The 14,927-nt window shown below is 74.0% G+C and carries 15 protein-coding genes; 8 read left to right on the top strand and 7 right to left on the bottom strand.

The genetic code is table 11. The features are described 5' to 3' along the window. Nucleotides 1-30: 30 nt before the first annotated feature. Nucleotides 31-1,965, top strand: a complete 1,935-nt coding sequence (locus JOD46_RS14755) for a thioredoxin domain-containing protein (RefSeq protein WP_204395263.1) — start codon at nucleotides 31-33, stop codon at nucleotides 1,963-1,965. Further along, entirely contained in the window at nucleotides 1,962-2,372 is a 411-nt protein-coding gene (locus JOD46_RS14750) for a DUF3054 domain-containing protein (RefSeq protein WP_204395262.1), read from the top strand. The genes JOD46_RS14755 and JOD46_RS14750 overlap by 4 nt, the downstream gene beginning before the upstream one ends. Before the next feature lie 6 nt (nucleotides 2,373-2,378). Here the strand turns inward: JOD46_RS14750 and JOD46_RS14745 are convergent, their stop codons facing one another. Further along, entirely contained in the window at nucleotides 2,379-2,711 is a 333-nt protein-coding gene (locus JOD46_RS14745; RefSeq protein ID WP_204395261.1) for a hypothetical protein, read from the bottom strand. Nucleotides 2,712-2,866: 155 nt separating this feature from the next. On the opposite strand from JOD46_RS14745, the gene JOD46_RS14740 reads away from it, so the two are divergent. The 4 genes from JOD46_RS14740 to JOD46_RS14725 all read left to right on the top strand — a co-directional run bounded on the left by JOD46_RS14740 (nucleotide 2,867) and on the right by JOD46_RS14725 (nucleotide 7,435). Next, nucleotides 2,867-4,471, top strand: a complete 1,605-nt coding sequence (locus tag JOD46_RS14740) for a DUF7059 domain-containing protein (RefSeq protein WP_204395260.1) — start codon at nucleotides 2,867-2,869, stop codon at nucleotides 4,469-4,471. Nucleotides 4,472-4,567: 96 nt separating this feature from the next. Further along, nucleotides 4,568-5,503 carry a DnaJ domain-containing protein gene (locus tag JOD46_RS14735; protein ID WP_204395259.1) on the top strand — a complete coding sequence of 312 codons (936 nt, stop codon included), beginning with the start codon at nucleotides 4,568-4,570 and terminating at the stop codon, nucleotides 5,501-5,503. A gap of 40 nt (nucleotides 5,504-5,543) precedes the next feature. After that, a complete protein-coding gene (locus tag JOD46_RS14730; protein WP_204395258.1) occupies nucleotides 5,544-6,827 on the top strand; it encodes a M18 family aminopeptidase in 1,284 nt (427 codons plus the stop codon). 125 nt (nucleotides 6,828-6,952) lie between these two features. After that, nucleotides 6,953-7,435: a rhodanese-like domain-containing protein gene (locus JOD46_RS14725; protein WP_204395257.1), complete on the top strand. Its 483-nt coding sequence runs from the start codon at nucleotides 6,953-6,955 to the stop codon at nucleotides 7,433-7,435. A gap of 64 nt (nucleotides 7,436-7,499) precedes the next feature. On the opposite strand, the gene JOD46_RS14720 is transcribed toward JOD46_RS14725, so the two are convergent. Both JOD46_RS14720 and JOD46_RS14715 read right to left on the bottom strand, forming a co-directional pair. Next, nucleotides 7,500-7,691, bottom strand: a complete 192-nt coding sequence (locus tag JOD46_RS14720; protein ID WP_204395256.1) for a hypothetical protein — start codon at nucleotides 7,689-7,691, stop codon at nucleotides 7,500-7,502. An 88-nt stretch (nucleotides 7,692-7,779) separates the two neighbouring features. Beyond that, on the bottom strand, nucleotides 7,780-9,156 hold the full coding sequence (locus JOD46_RS14715; RefSeq protein ID WP_204395255.1) for an L-serine ammonia-lyase: 1,377 nt from the start codon (nucleotides 9,154-9,156) through the stop codon (nucleotides 7,780-7,782). Nucleotides 9,157-9,293: 137 nt separating this feature from the next. Here JOD46_RS14715 and JOD46_RS14710 point away from each other — a divergent pair, with 137 nt between their 5' ends. Beyond that, a complete protein-coding gene (locus JOD46_RS14710) occupies nucleotides 9,294-9,866 on the top strand; it encodes a GNAT family N-acetyltransferase (protein WP_204395254.1) in 573 nt (190 codons plus the stop codon). Nucleotides 9,867-10,082: 216 nt separating this feature from the next. Continuing rightward, nucleotides 10,083-11,186, top strand: coding sequence for a ThuA domain-containing protein (locus tag JOD46_RS14705; protein ID WP_204395253.1), 1,104 nt, complete (start codon nucleotides 10,083-10,085; stop codon nucleotides 11,184-11,186). 65 nt (nucleotides 11,187-11,251) lie between these two features. On the opposite strand, the gene JOD46_RS14700 is transcribed toward JOD46_RS14705, so the two are convergent. The 4 genes from JOD46_RS14700 to JOD46_RS14685 all read right to left on the bottom strand — a co-directional run bounded on the left by JOD46_RS14700 (nucleotide 11,252) and on the right by JOD46_RS14685 (nucleotide 14,877). Beyond that, on the bottom strand, nucleotides 11,252-11,743 hold the full coding sequence (locus JOD46_RS14700) for a CoA-binding protein (protein WP_239564113.1): 492 nt from the start codon (nucleotides 11,741-11,743) through the stop codon (nucleotides 11,252-11,254). Nucleotides 11,744-11,880: 137 nt separating this feature from the next. Beyond that, on the bottom strand, nucleotides 11,881-13,206 hold the full coding sequence (locus tag JOD46_RS14695; protein ID WP_204395251.1) for an O-acetylhomoserine aminocarboxypropyltransferase/cysteine synthase family protein: 1,326 nt from the start codon (nucleotides 13,204-13,206) through the stop codon (nucleotides 11,881-11,883). Between the two features lie 95 nt (nucleotides 13,207-13,301). Beyond that, on the bottom strand, nucleotides 13,302-14,216 hold the full coding sequence (locus JOD46_RS14690) for a hypothetical protein (protein WP_204395250.1): 915 nt from the start codon (nucleotides 14,214-14,216) through the stop codon (nucleotides 13,302-13,304). Between the two features lie 100 nt (nucleotides 14,217-14,316). Next, nucleotides 14,317-14,877, bottom strand: a complete 561-nt coding sequence (locus JOD46_RS14685) for a cysteine hydrolase family protein (RefSeq protein WP_204395249.1) — start codon at nucleotides 14,875-14,877, stop codon at nucleotides 14,317-14,319. Nucleotides 14,878-14,927: the final 50 nt, after the last annotated feature.

Genomic DNA, 14,927 nt, shown 5'->3' with positions numbered 1-14,927 from the left:
GGGCGGCTCTTCTGCATTTAAGCTGAGGCGATGGCCCGACGCCTCGCCGACGCACTGAGCCCGTACCTGCGCGCCCACGCCGACAACCCCGTGGACTGGTACCCGTGGGGCGAGGAGGCGTTCGCCGAGGCGCGCCGCCGTGACGTCCCCGTGCTCATCTCGATCGGGTACGCGACCTGCCACTGGTGCCACGTCATGGCGCGCGAGAGCTTCAGCGATCCCGACATCGCTCGGGTCCTCGCCGACGGGTTCGTCGCGATCAAGGTCGATCGGGAGGAGCATCCCGAGGTGGACGCGAGCTACCTGGCCGCCGCCTCCGCGTTCACGCGCGAGCTCGGCTGGCCGCTGACGGTCTTCACCCGCCCCGACGGGCGCGCCTTCTATGCCGGCACCTACTTCCCGCCGCGGCCCGTCCAGGGCGTGCCCGCCTTCGGCCAGGTACTGGCCGCGGTCGACGAGGCGTGGCGGGAGCGACGCGACGACCTGGACCGCACGGCCGACGCCGTCGGCGAGGCGCTCGCGGCCGCATCCGTCGCCCGTACGCATGGCGACCTGCCGGACACCGCGGCGCTCGAGGGCGCGGTCGTGCGGCTCGCCGCGGAGGAGGACCGCGTGCACGGCGGCTTCGGCGGCGCCCCCAAGTTCCCGGTGGGGCCGGTGCTCGGCTTCCTCGTGCGGTCCGGGGCGCCCGGGCGGGAGCTCGCGGCGCGGGCCTTCGGCGCCATGTCGGCCTCGCCGCTCAGAGACCCCGTCGAGGGCGGGTTCTTCCGGTACGCCACCAGGAGCGACTGGAGCGAACCGCACTACGAGCGCATGCTGACCGACAACGCGCTCCTGCTCGGTGTGGCCGCCGGCCTCGCCGGTCGTGACGAGACCCGCGCGAGTGTCACGCCCGTCGCGGACGGGCTCATCGCCTTCCTCACCGATCGCATGCAGCTCCCGCCCGGCGGCTTCGCGAGCGCGCAGGATTCGGAGAGCACGATCGACGGCGTGCGCAGCGAGGGCGGCTACTACCGGCGCGATGCGGCCGGTCGGGCCGCCCTCGAGCCGCCGGCGCTCGACGCGAAGGTGCTCACCGGATGGAACGGCCTCGCGATCGGGGCGCTCGCCCGCGCGGGCCAGGCGTTCGACCGGCCCGATGCGGTCGACGCCGCGCGCCGCGCAGCGCGCTTCCTGCTCGACCACCACGTCCGCGACGACGGCTCGCTCGTGCGCGCGTCCCTCGACGGCGTGGCGTCCGCAGCCCGCGCGACGCTCGAGGACACGGGCATGCTCGCGGGCGGCCTCGTGCAGCTCGCCGCCGCCACGGGCGACGTCGGGTTCGCCGTCGCCGCCCGCGACCTCGTCGACGCGGCCGCGGCCGCCGGTTCGGCATCCGGGGACTCCGACGCCGCACCCGCGTTCCGCGCACCCGGCGGTCCCGACCCGGTGCTCGCGGCGCATGGCCTGGCCCTGCCCGACGATCCCGCCGAGGGAGCGACCCCGTCGGGCGCGACCGCGTGCGCCGACGCCGCCTGGCGCCTGTACGCCCTCGGAGCCGGCGTGCAGTACCGCGATCTCGCCGAGCGCGCGATGCGGGCGGTCGCGGGCATCGCACTCGAGCGCCCCATCGCGTTCGGCGGTGCACTCGCGTGCATGGCCGCGCTCGCGTCGCCGCTCGTGCAGCTCGTCACGGTGGTTCCCGACGGCGACGCCCCCGATGCGGCGGCCCGCGCCCGCGTCGACGAGCTGGTGCGCGCGACCGGCCGCCACGCGGCATCCGTCTCGACCGCGGTGACCGACGCGCAGGCGCGGGCCTTCGCCGATGCGGGCTTCGAGCTCTTCGCCGGACGGTCCTCGCGCGAGGGGCGGCCCGCGGCCTTCCGCTGCCGCGCATTCGTGTGCGCGCTCCCGGTCGGCAGCGCCGCCGAGCTCGCCGCGCTCGGCGCCGACTCCCGGCCCGGCGCTCCTACGATGGACGCATGACCGCGCCTCGCACCCCCGGCGTCGCCACGGCCGTGATCGCGGCCGCGCTCGACGCGATCCTCATCGTGCTCTTCGCCCTCGCGGGGCGCGGCAGCCACGCCGAGGCGCTCGACCTCGTCGGCGTGCTCGGCACGGCATGGCCGTTCCTCGCCGGCGCGGCCATCGGGTGGCTCGCGGTGCGGGCGTGGCGTCGGCCCCTCGCGACCTGGCCGACCGGCGTGGGCGTCTGGGCGGGCGCACTCGTCGTCGGCATGGCGCTTCGGGCGCTCACGGGTCAGGGCGTCGCCCTCGCGTTCGTCATCGTGGCGACGCTCACGCTCGCGCTGTTCCTCATCGGATGGCGCGCGCTCGCCGCGCTCGGGTCGGCGCTCCGCACGCGCCGTCGCGCACGTGCCGTCGCCCACTGAGGCGCGTCACCAAGTCGACGGCACGCGCTCCAGCATGCTCCACACCGCGGTGCTGAGCTCGGGATGGTCGAGCGCGATCTCGCGGAGCACCTCGTACTCGAAGCGCGCGGCATCGCCGCGGCGAGCGGTCGGGTGGTAGGCGCGGGCCCGCGCCGGGCTCCAGCGATCGGAGTGCAGCCGCTCCTCCCGGAGCGTCGCCACGACCTGCTCGTCGACCGAGGGCAGCTCTGGCAGGAACGCCCACGGGTCCTCGCCGAGCCGGCAGCGCAGTTCGATGAGCGCGGCGAGCTCGTCGCGCGCATCCTGCCGCAGGCGTTCCAGGGTGGACGGCTCCGCCATGTGCGACCTCCCCTCGCTCCGTCCGATGCTAACCGACGCTACGCGTCGCGTGTGTCGGCCGGGTTACGCCGGGCGTCCGAGGATGGACGCCGGATGTCGTGCGGGTGACGATCCCAAGGCGGGGCGGCGCGTGAGCCGGCTGGTTGAATGGTCCGGTGAGCGAACATCCGGATGACGCCGACCGCGAGCTCGTCGAGGCCCTCGCGGCCGACCTCGCGTCGGCGCGATTCACGGTCGCGGCGATCGAGGAACTCTGGGAACGCGACGACGCGTCGCATGATGCGCATCCCGGCGCCGCGCTCCGCCGCGGTCACCGCGTGCCCGCCCTGCGGGCGCTCGCGCGCGTGGACGCGACGGATCGGCCGCTCGCGACGCTCGTGCGCTGCTTCGTGCTGGGCGCTCCCGTGCCATCCGACGACCTGGCGAACGCGCTGCCGACGCTGGGCGTCGCAGGCGCGGTCGAGCTGGGACTCGTCGCCCGCGAGGGCGGCCAGGTGCGGCCGATCGCCGACCTCAGGCCCTACGCGTTCGCCGACGCGGCGGGGACGGGGGAGTGGTGGATCGCCTCCGACCTCGGCGAGCTCGCGACCGGCGGGGCGCTCCCGCGGGACCACGTGCTCGGCGTGGGCGGTGCGTCGACGACGCTGAGCGGACTCCTGCTGCAGCAGCCCGCGGCCACGACCCTCGACCTCGGCACCGGCTGCGGGATCCAGGCCATGCACGCGTCGCGGTTCAGCGACCGCGTCATCGCGACCGACATCTCCGAGCGGGCGCTGCGGTACGCGCGGCTGAACGCCCGGCTCAACGCGCTCGACGGCATCGAGTTCCGGCTCGGCAGCCTGTACGAGCCGCTCGCGGGCGAGCGCGTCGACCGGGTCGTGTCGAATCCGCCGTTCGTGATCACGCCGCGCCGCCAGGGCGTGCCCGAGTACGAGTACCGGGACGGCGGCATGGTCGGCGACGGCGTGGTCGAGGCGGTCGTGCGCGGCGCCGCAGCCCACCTCGCGCCCGGGGGCCTGGCGCAGCTGCTCGGCAACTGGGAGTATCGCCGCACGCCGGCCGGCGACGGGGCCGAGGCCGCCGAGGACGCCCTCGAGGACGGCCTCGAGCGCGTGGCGGGGTGGGCCGCGGCATCCGGGCTCGAGTACTGGATCGTCGAGCGCGAGCGGCAGGACCCGAGCGAGTACGCCGAGACCTGGATCCGCGACGGCGGCACGAGGCCCGGCACGCCGGAGTTCGAGGCGCTGCACGACGCGTGGCTCGACGACTTCGCCGCGCGCGGCGTGGAGTCGGTGGGGTTCGGGTACCTGCTGCTGCGCCGGCCGGCCGACGGCGCCGCGCCCCGCCTCGCACGAGCGGAGCGGCTGCACGGGCCGCTCGGCGACGCGCCGGGCGGGCTCGGCGGCCACCTCGCCGAATGCCTCGCGGCCGACGACCGCATCGCGGCCCTCGACGACGACGGGCTCCGCCGCGTGCGCGTCGCGGTCGCCGACGACGTCACCGAGGAGCGGCACCACTGGCCCGGCGCCGAGCAGCCCACCGTCATCCTGCTGCGGCAGGGCGGCGGCTTCGGCCGCGTCGTCGACGCGGGCACCGGCCTCACGGCGCTCGTGGGCGCCGCCGACGGCGAGCTTCCACTCGGCGTGCTCTCCGACGCGATCGCGCAGCTGCTCGAGGCCGACCCGGCCGAGCTGTGGGACGAGCTCGCCGCGGCGGTCCGCGAGCTCGTGGCCGGCGGGATGCTGCGCCCGCTCGACTGAGTCGGGGCGGGTCGGCCACGACCCCGCGCGTGCGTCGCTCGGGGCGTCCTCGCGGTCCGCGGCGGTATCCTCGTGGTCGCCACCGAAAGCGAGCCCATGCCCGACAGCCCCCTCTCCGAGTCGCCGTACGAGGTGCTCGGCGTCGCGCCCGACGCGGATGCGGCGGCGCTGCGCCTCGCGTACCGACGCGCGCTGCGCCACGCCCACCCCGACACCGGCGGCGACGCCGTCCGGTTCCACGCCGTGCAGGCCGCGTGGGAGCTCGTCGGCACGCCCGAGGCGAGAGCGGCGTTCGACCGCGGCGTGCGCACGGTGGCGCCCTCGGATGCGCCGCACGCGCCGTGGGCGCCGGCCGCGCCGGGGCCGCGTCGCGACTCGCGTCCGCAGGCGCGCGCCTACGGCCATCCCGGCGGATGGACCCGTGAGCGCTACCTCGCGATGATCCGCGAGTGGGCGGGGCGCGGGGTCACGCTCGAGGACCCGTACGACCCGGCGCTCGTCCGGGGGGCGCCGCGCGACATCCGGCACGTGCTCGCCGACGCGCTCGCCGAGGAGGCGACCGCCCGAGCACTCGCCACGCTCGGTATCGCCTACACCGTCTGGCACGACCTGGCCACGGATGCCGCGGGGCCCGGCCTGCCGCCCAAGCTCGACCACCTCGTGCTCGGCCCGACCGGACTCATCGCCATCCAGTCGGAGGACTGGGGCGGCCCTGTCGCGATGAAGCGCGGCGAGCTCGTGGGCGAGGCGCTCGACGGCGAACGGCCGATCCGCGCGCTCGCCGCGCGCGCGAAGGCGATCGGCCGCGCCGCGCGCGTGAAGCCCACGGCGCTCGTGGTCGTCGTGCCCGACGACGACGCGGCGGTGCCGCTCGAGACCGGCGGGACGGTGCGCGGCGCGATGGTCGCGCTCGTGCGGCGGTCGAGGCTGGCGAGCGCGATCCGGGAGGGCATCCCGGGCTCGCCGCAGCTCGGCGGCGCCGACGTCATGGAGGTGCGCGCGCGCCTGCAGGCGACCGTGCGCTTCGCGTGACGGTGCGGGCCGCCCGGCGCGCGTGCGCGAAGATGGGGGGATGGGCATCCCTGACGTCGACGCGTACATCGAGGACTTCACCGCGTTCGTGACGGCATCGCCGTCGTCGTACCACGCCGCCGCGGAGGTCGCGCGCCGCCTCGAGGAGGCGGGGTTCGACCGGCTCGACGAGGCCGACGCGTGGCCCGTCGGACCGGGGCGCCGCGTGGTGGTCCGCGACGGCGCCGTGATCGCCTGGGTGCAGCCCGAGGGCGCCGGGCCGGTGACGCCCTTCCGGATCCTCGGAGCCCACACCGACTCGCCGTCGTTCAAGCTCAAGCCCAACCCGTCGAGCGCCGCCGCCGGGCTCTCGCAGGCCAACGTCGAGGTGTACGGCGGCCCGCTGCTGAACTCGTGGCTCGACCGCGAGCTGCGGCTGGCCGGCCGGCTCGTCACGCGCGACGGAGCGACGCACCTCGTCGCGACCGGGCCGATGCTGCGGATCCCGCAGCTCGCGGTGCACCTCGACCGGGGCGTGAACGCCGACGGGCTCACGCTCGACAAGCAGCGGCACGTGCAGCCGATCTGGGGCGTCGAGGGCGGTCCCGAGCCGGCCGACGTCGTGGCCCACCTCGCCGGCCTCGCGAGCGTCGACGCCGACGAGGTCGCCGGCTACGACGTGCACGTCGCCGACGCGAACCCGCCCGCGCGGTTCGGCCGGGGCGACGTCTTCCTCGCGTCGGGACGCATGGACAACCTCACGTCGGTCCACGCCGGGCTCACGGCGCTGCTCGCCGCGCCGGCCGCGGCCGGCCACATCAGCGTGCTCGCCGCGTTCGACCACGAGGAGCTCGGCTCGGAGTCGCGCTCGGGCGCCAGCGGGCCCTTCCTCGACGACGTGCTGACGCGCGTCGGGGCCGGCCTCGGCGCCGGCGTCGAGGAGCGCCGGCGCGCGTTCGCAGCCTCCTGGCACGTCTCGAGCGACGCGGGGCACGCGGTGCACCCGAACTACCCCGAGCGGCACGACCCCGTGAACCGGCCGGTGCTCGGCGGCGGACCCCTGCTGAAGCTCAACGCGAACCAGCGCTACGCGACGGATGCCGCGGGGTCGGCGCTCTGGGCCGCGGCGTGCCGCGCGGCGGGCGTGGCGACGCAGCCGTTCGTCTCGAACAACGCGATCCCGTGCGGCTCGACGATCGGCCCGCTCACGGCGACTCGCCTCGGCATCCGCACCGTCGACGTCGGTCCGCCGCTGCTCTCGATGCACTCGGCGCGCGAGCTCGCCCACGTCGAGGACCTGCACGCGCTCGGCTCGGCCGTGACCGCGTTCTTCGCCGGCGCCTGACGGCGGCTGGTCGGACCGACGCGTCCGACGGCGCGTCGCGCTCCGGGCGCGGAACGGCAGGATCTCGCGCACGATCGTCGGATTCCCGGCCGTCCGGCGCGCGCCGCCAATGGCAGCATCAGGGCATGACTACGACGAGCGCCCGCCCCGCCCTGTTCGACCACGCCGCGACCGCCGAGGAGGCCGTGCGGCACTTCCGCGCGCGGCTCGGGTTCGAGACCGACGTGTCCGACGTCGCCGCGGGCCTCGCCGAGCCCGAGCCCGGCTTCGTGCTGGTGGACACCCGCAGCGAGGCCGCGTGGGCGGCCGGGCGCATCCCGGGGGCCGTGCACCTGCCCGGGCGGCGCATCTCGGACGAGGCGAGCGACCGCATCCCCGCGGGCACTCCGGTGGTCGTCTACTGCTGGGGCCCCGGGTGCAACGGCGCCACGCGCGCGGCCCTCGCGTTCGCGACGCTCGGGTATCCGGTCAAGGAGATGCTCGGCGGGTTCGAGTACTGGGCGCGCGAGGGGTTCGAGGTCGAGCGCGACGGCGGCCGCGAGCGGCACCCGGTCGACACGCTGACCAACGTGGCGACCGATGCGCCGCCGATCGAGTGCGCCTGCTGACGACGCGGGTCGGGGGACACGCCGCACGCGTCGCACGTCGCGATGGGCGCGCCGCGGCATCCGTTCAGCGCAGTGGACTTCGTCGCGACTCGAGCCACAGCGTGTGGTCGCGCAGGCCGTTGCGCACCGCGGCCTTGATGATCAGGTAGCCGATCCACAGGCTCAGCGCGATGACCGCGAGGTAGATCAGCGAGCCGATGATGAGCACCGCCGGGCCGGCGCCGGCCAGGACGTTGGGGTCGATATTCGGGTCCACCCGGCTACCTTGCCAGAGGCGCGCCATCCGGCAGTAGCGACCAGATCGGGGGACACGCCGGCCCCGCGCCGACGTCGGCGCGGCCCGCTCAGCACTCGATGACGTTGACGGCGAGCCCGCCCTCGCTCGTCTCCTTGTACTTCGTCATCATGTCGAGGCCCGTCTGGCGCATCGTCTCGATGACCGTGTCGAGCGAGACCACGTGCGTGCCGTCGCCGTGCAGCGCGAGCCGCGCGGCCGACACGGCGGTCGACGCCGCGATCGCGTTGCGCTCGATGCACGGCACCTGCACGAGCCCGGCGACCGGGTCGCAGGTGAGGCCGAGGTGATGCTCCATCGCGATCTCGGCGGCGTTCTCGATCTGCGCGGGCGTGCCGCCGAGCACGGCGCACAGGGCGCCCGCGGCCATCGCGCACGCGGAGCCGACCTCGGCCTGGCAGCCGCCCTCGGCGCCCGAGATCGACGCGTTCTTCTTCACGAGGCTCGCGATCGCGGCCGCGGTGAGCAGATAGCGGCGGATGCCCTCCTTGTCGGCGCCGGGCACGAACCGCAGGTAGTAGTGACCGACCGCCGGGATGATGCCCGCCGCGCCGTTCGTCGGGGCGGTCACCACGCGCCCGCCCGAGGCGTTCTCCTCGTTGACCGCGAGCGCGAACGCGTGCAGCCATTCGGTCGAGGTGTCCCGCACGTGCTCGTCGCGGTCGTACTCCTCGAGCCGGCGCCGCACCTCGGGCGCGCGACGCTTGACCTTGAGGATGCCGGGCAGCGTGCCCTCGGTCGCGAGGCCGTGCTCGACGCACTCGGCCATCGCGGCCCAGATCGCGTCGAGTCCTGCGACGATGCCCGCCTCGCCGTGCACCGCGACCTCGTTGCGCCACGCGATGTCGCAGAGGTTCACGTCGTGCCGGTCGCACAGGTCGAGCAGCTCGGCGGCGTTCGAGTAGGGCAGCGGATGGCGCAGCGCCTCGGCCTGCTCGGGCGCGTCGCCCTCGCGGCGGATGAACCCGCCGCCCACCGAGTAGTACGTCTCCTCGGCGATCGGGAGCGCGTCGTCGTCGCCCCACGCCTGCAGGGTCATGGCGTTCGGATGGCCGGGAAGGCGCGTGCGCGGCTCGAGGCTCACGTCGGACTGCGTCATCGCGACGGCGTGGCGACCGGCCAGGCGGACCTCGGCGCCGCCGGTGCCGAGCCGCGTCCACGCGCCGCGCACGTCGTCGGGGTCGCAGTCGTGCGGCGTGAGCCCGGCGAGCCCCGCGATCACGGCGTCGGGCGTGCCGTGGCCGAGGCCGGTCGCACCGAGCGAGCCGTAGAGCGAGCACGTCACGCGCCGCACCGCATCGAGCCGTCCGTCGTCGGCGAGCGCCTCGACGAAGGCACGGGCCGCCCGCATCGGCCCCACCGTATGGGAGCTGGAGGGCCCGATCCCGATCGAGAACAGATCGAGGGCTGAGACGAACGCTGTCACGCACCAAGGGTACGTCGCAGCACGCGCACGGATTCGCCGCTGTGTCGAAGAATCGTGCGCGAACGCGATGGGGAGTCGCGACATCCGCAGGGCCGGCGACCGGCGTCCGCCCAGCCGGGCCGTCCTAGGCTGGTCCGATGCCCTGCACTCCCTCCGCCGCCACGACGAGCATCGATCCGGGATCCCTGGTCGTCCGCCTCATGCACGACCACGAGGTCGCCGCCGTGCGTCGACTCGTGACGCGCGCGTACGCCGGCGACTTCGAGCTCAGCGCCGAGTACCTCGCCCAGATCGAGGCGGTCGACGAGCGCGCCCGCGAGCACGAGGTCTGGGTCGCGGTCGACGCCGCCACCGGTGCGTTGCTCGGCACGGTCACGACGCCGCGGCCGGGCGCCCGGCTCTCGCCGGTCGCGCGCGAGGGCGACGAACTCGACTTCCGCTTCCTCGGCGTGGCCGCCGACGCGCGCGGGCGCGGCGTCGGCGAGGCGCTCGTCCGACATGTCATGGCGCTCGCCGCGGAGCGTGGCATCCGTCGCGTCGTCCTGAACACCGGACCCGAGATGCTCGCGGCCCAGCGCCTCTACGACCGGCTCGGCTTCACGCGCCTGCCCGATCGGGAGCACGTCTTCGAGCGGCCCGACGGCACGAGCTTCCTCATGCTGGCGTACGGGCGCGAGGTGACCGCGCGTCCGGCGGGCGCGCGGTCCTAGGCGTCGTCGCCGATATCCCCGGGAGACCTCAGGTACTTCTGCCGTGTACCGCGCAAAAGTAGCCAGTGCCACGCGCAGCTAACACCGCGCATGCATTGACATGCGATGAACCGTCGCAATAGTGTCGTACTCGACGTCGATATGTCGGCTCGCGCAACATATCCGCGCCGAGATCCGATCGGCGATACGGTCCACGCTCGAAGAGGAGAACGACTGATGAGACGACATGTCCGACACGCGATCACCGCCGCCTGCGCGTTCGGTGCCATGGCCGGCCTGGGGCTCGTCGCGACGCCGGCGAATGCCGACGCCGACGAGTACGAGGTGCTCGTGGTGGGCGAGACGCTCGGCTTCCGGCACTCGCACATCGACGACACCACGAACGCGATCATCGCGCTCGGCGAGGAGCACGGCTTCAGCGTCGACGTGTGGGATCCGCCGCAGGGCAACTCGCCCGGCCAGCCCGCGCTCACCCTGCCGAGCACCCCGTTCACGAGCGCGGACGACCTGTCGAAGTACGCGACGATCATCTTCGCCTCACCGGTCGACGCGACCAACAACCTCGACCCGAACCGGCCCCGCCTGCTGAACGACACCGAGCTGGCCGCCTTCCAGGGCTACATCCGTGGCGGCGGCGGGTACGTCGGCCTCCACGCGGCGACCGACTCGATGCACACCGTCCCGTGGTACAGCGAGCTCACGGGGGGCGGCGCGCGCTTCCGCAACCACCCGGCGCAGCAGACCGCGACCATGCGCGTCGAGAGCCCCGGCCACCCCTCGACCGAGATGCTGCCCACCGAGTGGGTGCGCTTCGACGAGTGGTACAACTTCACCGCCAACCCCCGCGATGACGTGCACGTGCTCATCACGCTCGACGAGAGCACGTACAACCCGGGCAACGGCCGGATGGGTGAGGACCACCCGATCGCGTGGTGCCACAACTTCGAGGGCGGCCGATCGTGGTACGAGGGCGCCGGCCACGTCGACTCCTCGTGGACCGACCCGACGTTCCTCGCGCACATCCTCGGCGGTATCCAGTGGACCGCGGGCGTCGTATCGGGCGGCGGCGACTGCGTGACGTTCAGCGAGGTCGACGACCTCGTCAGCGGTCTCGAGGACGGCTCGCAGCGGGTCACCAGGCTCGGCGACGACGTCACGGGCTACCTCGACGCGGCCGAGAGCGCGGCAGACGCGGGCGACCACGCCGGGGCCGTCGACGTGCTCGTCCAGGCCAAGGGCAAGGCGCACGGCCTGCAGGACGACGCGCTCGTCGCCAAGATCGACGACCTCATCGAGTGGCAGCAGGCGCTCGTCTCCTGACGCGTGACCGAACGGCCCCCGCGACGTGCGTCGTGGGGGCCGTTCGCGTCAGGCGGGCGGGTGGGTCAGCGACCGCCGCGACGGCTCGTGATCTGGCCGGTGTCGAAGCCGAGCAGGTGCAGCCCGCCGTGGAAGCGGGCGTGCTCGACCTTGATGCAGCGGTCCATGACCACGGTCAGGCCCTGCTCCTCGCCGTAGTAGGCAGCCTGCTCGTTCCAGATGCCGAGCTGCACCCAGATGGTCGTCGCGCCCGCGGCCACGACGTCGTCGACGACCGACGGGATGTCGCTGCCGCGGCGGAACACCACGACGATGTCGGGCACCTCGGGCAGGTCGGCCAGGCTCGCGTACGCCGGCTGGCCGAGGATCTCGGTCTCGTTGGGGTTCACGAAGTACACGCGGTAGTCGCTCGATTGCTGCAGGTACGTGCCGACGAAGAAGCTCGAACGCTGCGGCTTCGGCGACGCGCCCACGATCGCGACCGACTTCGCGGCGTTCAGGATGCGCAGCCGCTGCTTCGCGTCGGGCCCGATCCAGGTGCGCTGCGACTTCAGCAGCTTCGCGAGCGGCGAGTCGGCCGGCAGCTCGCACGAGAGGCCATTGACGAGGCGGACGGTCTCGACGTCGCCCGCCGCGACATCCGTCGCCCCGGACTCGCCGGTCGGTTCGATCGCGGTCGTGTCGATCGCGGTGCTCATCGATCTCCTCCGATCGTCGCGCCGGCCAGTGCGAGACCCTGCGTCGCCCCGGCGAGCGCCTGGTCGAGGTCGGCGATGATGTCCTCCACGTCCTCGATGCCGACCGAGAGGCGCACAACCCCCGGCAGCACGCCCGCGTCGACGAGCTGCTGGTCGGTGAGCTGCGCGTGCGTGGTCGACGCGGGGTGGATGATGAGGGTCTTGGCGTCGCCGATGTTGGCGAGGTGGCTGGCCAGGTTCACCGACTCGATGAGCTTCCGGCCGACCTCGCGGCCGCCCTTCACCTCGAAGCTGAACACCGAGCCGGGGCCCTTGGGCAGGTACTTCGCGGCGCGCTCGAAGTGCGGGTGGTCGGGCAGGCCCGCCCACAGCACGCGCTCGACGCGCGGGTCGTCGGCGAGCCACTCGGCCACGACGCGCGCGTTGTCGACGTGCGCCTGGATGCGGTACGGCAGCGTCTCGACGCCCTGCGCGAGCAGGAACGCGGAGTGCGGCGCGAGCGCGGGCCCGATGTCGCGCAGCTGCTCGGCGCGCAGGCGCGTGAGGAACGCGTACTCGCCGAAGTTGCCCGACCATTCGAGGCCGCCGTAGCTCGGCACGGGCTGGCCGAAGAGCGGGAACTTCTCGGAGTGCCAGTGGAACCGGCCCGACTCGACGACGACACCGCCCAGGGTGGTGCCGTGGCCGCCGAGGAACTTCGTCGCCGAGTGCGTGACGATGTCGGCGCCCCACTCGATCGGGCGGTTGAGGTACGGGGTCGCGATCGTCGAGTCGACGATGAGCGGGATGCCGTGCGCGTGCGCGACGTCGGCGAGGCCCTCGAGGTCGGCGATCTCGCCCGACGGGTTCGCGATCGTCTCGACGAAGATCGCCTTGGTGCGATCGGTGATCGCGGGCGCGTAGGCGGCCGGGTCGGACGAGCGCACGAACGTCGTCTCGACGCCGAAGCGGCGGAGGGTGACATCCAGCTGGGTGATCGAGCCGCCGTAGAGGTTCGCCGATGCGACGATGTGGTCGCCCGTGCCGACGAGGCTCGCGAAGGTGATGTACTGCGCCGCGAGGCCGCTCGCGGTCGCGACCGCGCCGAGGCCGCCCTCGAGGCTCGCGACGCGCTCCTCGAATGCCGCGACCGTGGGGTTGGCCAGGCGCGAGTAGATGTTGCCGTACTTCTGCAGCGCGAAGCGCGCCGCCGCGTCGGCGGTGTCGTCGAAGACGAACGCGCTCGACTGGTAGATCGGCAGCGCCCGGGCGCCCGTCTCGGCGTCGGGGATGTTTCCCGCGTGGATGGCGCGGGTCTTGAAGCCGTATTCGCGGTCTGCCATGGGCTCACGCTACCCGCCGCGTCCGCGGCATCCGCTCGATGCCGTAACGCGAGGCAACGGATGGCGCGAGCCGCGCGCGTGGCGACCGCGCGTGGTCACGTCAGCGTCAGGATCAGGTGCGGAACCGACACGCGGAACGCGCCGCTCTCGGCGTCGAGGCGGACCGCCCCGCTCGTCGCGACCCACTCGGTGAGCAGTTCGACCTCGATGAGGACCGAGGCCTGCGCCGGCACGGCGAACCCCGAGACCGTCAGGAACTCGTTGAACGCGATCGACGCACTGTCGTCTCCGCCGAAGAACCCCCCGGTCGCGCCGGCGTCCGCCAGGATGCGGTCGTGGACGATCGCGTTGATCGCCGAGTCCCACAGGGCGTGGAACGTCACGCGGGCGCGCACCGTCGCGCGGGCCTCCGAGCCGCCGATGAACCACGCCGCGACGCCGTTCCAGTCGGCATCGGTCGAGAGGTGGGCGTTGACGACGAGGCGCGCGCCGCCGGTCACGACGACCGGCGAGGTGCGCGGGTTGCGCCAGAGCGTGTAGAAGCTCAGCCGACCCGTGCCGCTGCCCGTGATCGCATCGGCCGTGCTGTCGAACCGGTAGCGCGCCCAGCTGTCGAGCGAGCCGACGTTCGAGTCCACCACGACGCCCGCGTCGGCGTAGGTGCGGATGAACGTCACGCGGTCGATGATGACGTTCATCGGGTCGTCCGGCCGCACCGGCAGCACCGGGGTCAGGTCGACGAGCCGCCGCCCGATCGCCTCCGAGGCGTCGACCGCCCGGCGATGCGCCGCGTCGGCCAGGGCTCGCCTGGCCTTCGAACGCTCCTCGGCGAGCGCGTCGAGGCGCTCGGGATCGAGGCCGCCGGCCAGCTCCCGCCGGGCGAGCTCGGCATCCTCGCGGTCGGCGTCGGCTCTCGCCTTCGCCGTCACGGGATCCGTCCCGACGACGAGTCGTGCGGCCTCCGACTCCTCGACGTAGGCTTCCGCTGCAGTGCGCTCGTCAGCGTCCATGATCGACGCCCTCCCCCCGGGGTCGTCGCCGCCACCGGACGGTGCCGGTCGACGAGGCCGATGCTAGACCCGTGCCGGCCGGACGTCCATGGGCGCCGGGCTACCCGCCGACCACGTCGCTCGTCGAGACCACGCGAGCGAACCCGCCGCCGTCGAGGTTCACGGCCGTGGCCCGTGCGAGCTCGGCCGCGGCGAGCCGGATGCCGCCGGGCCCGGCGAGGTCGAAGGTGTGCGTCGCGTCGATCGGGACGGTCACCTCGTACCCCAGGTTGCCGGCCATCCGGGCGGTGGTCTCGACGCACATGTTGGTCTGGATGCCGCAGACCACGAGCTGCCGGATGCCGCGGCCGTCGAGCCACGCCTGCAGGCCGGGCTCGCCGTAGAACGCCGAGTTGACATGCTTGGTCACGAGGAGCTCGTGCGGCGCGTCGGCCACGACCGGCTTCAGCGCGTTGCCGGGGGAGTCCGGCGCGAGCGGGGAGCCGGGCGTGCGCGAGTCGTGGCGGACGAGCACGATCGGTCGTCCCGCATCCGCCCAGGCCCCCACCAGCCGCCCGATGTTGGCTTCGGCGTCGGGGTTGTCGCGCTGCCCCCAGTACGGGTCGTCGAAGCCCCGCTGCACGTCGATCACGATGAGGGCGGCGGTGTCGTCGAAGTCCATGCGTCCATCGTGCGGCGCGAGGCACGGCGTGGCCCGGGCGAGGGCTGCCA

Origin of the sequence: Agromyces aurantiacus (assembly GCF_016907355.1) — a bacterium.
Taxonomy (GTDB): domain Bacteria; phylum Actinomycetota; class Actinomycetes; order Actinomycetales; family Microbacteriaceae; genus Agromyces; species Agromyces aurantiacus.
Note: the sequence above shows the minus strand (reverse complement) of the source record. Positions and strands in the feature narration are given on the sequence as shown.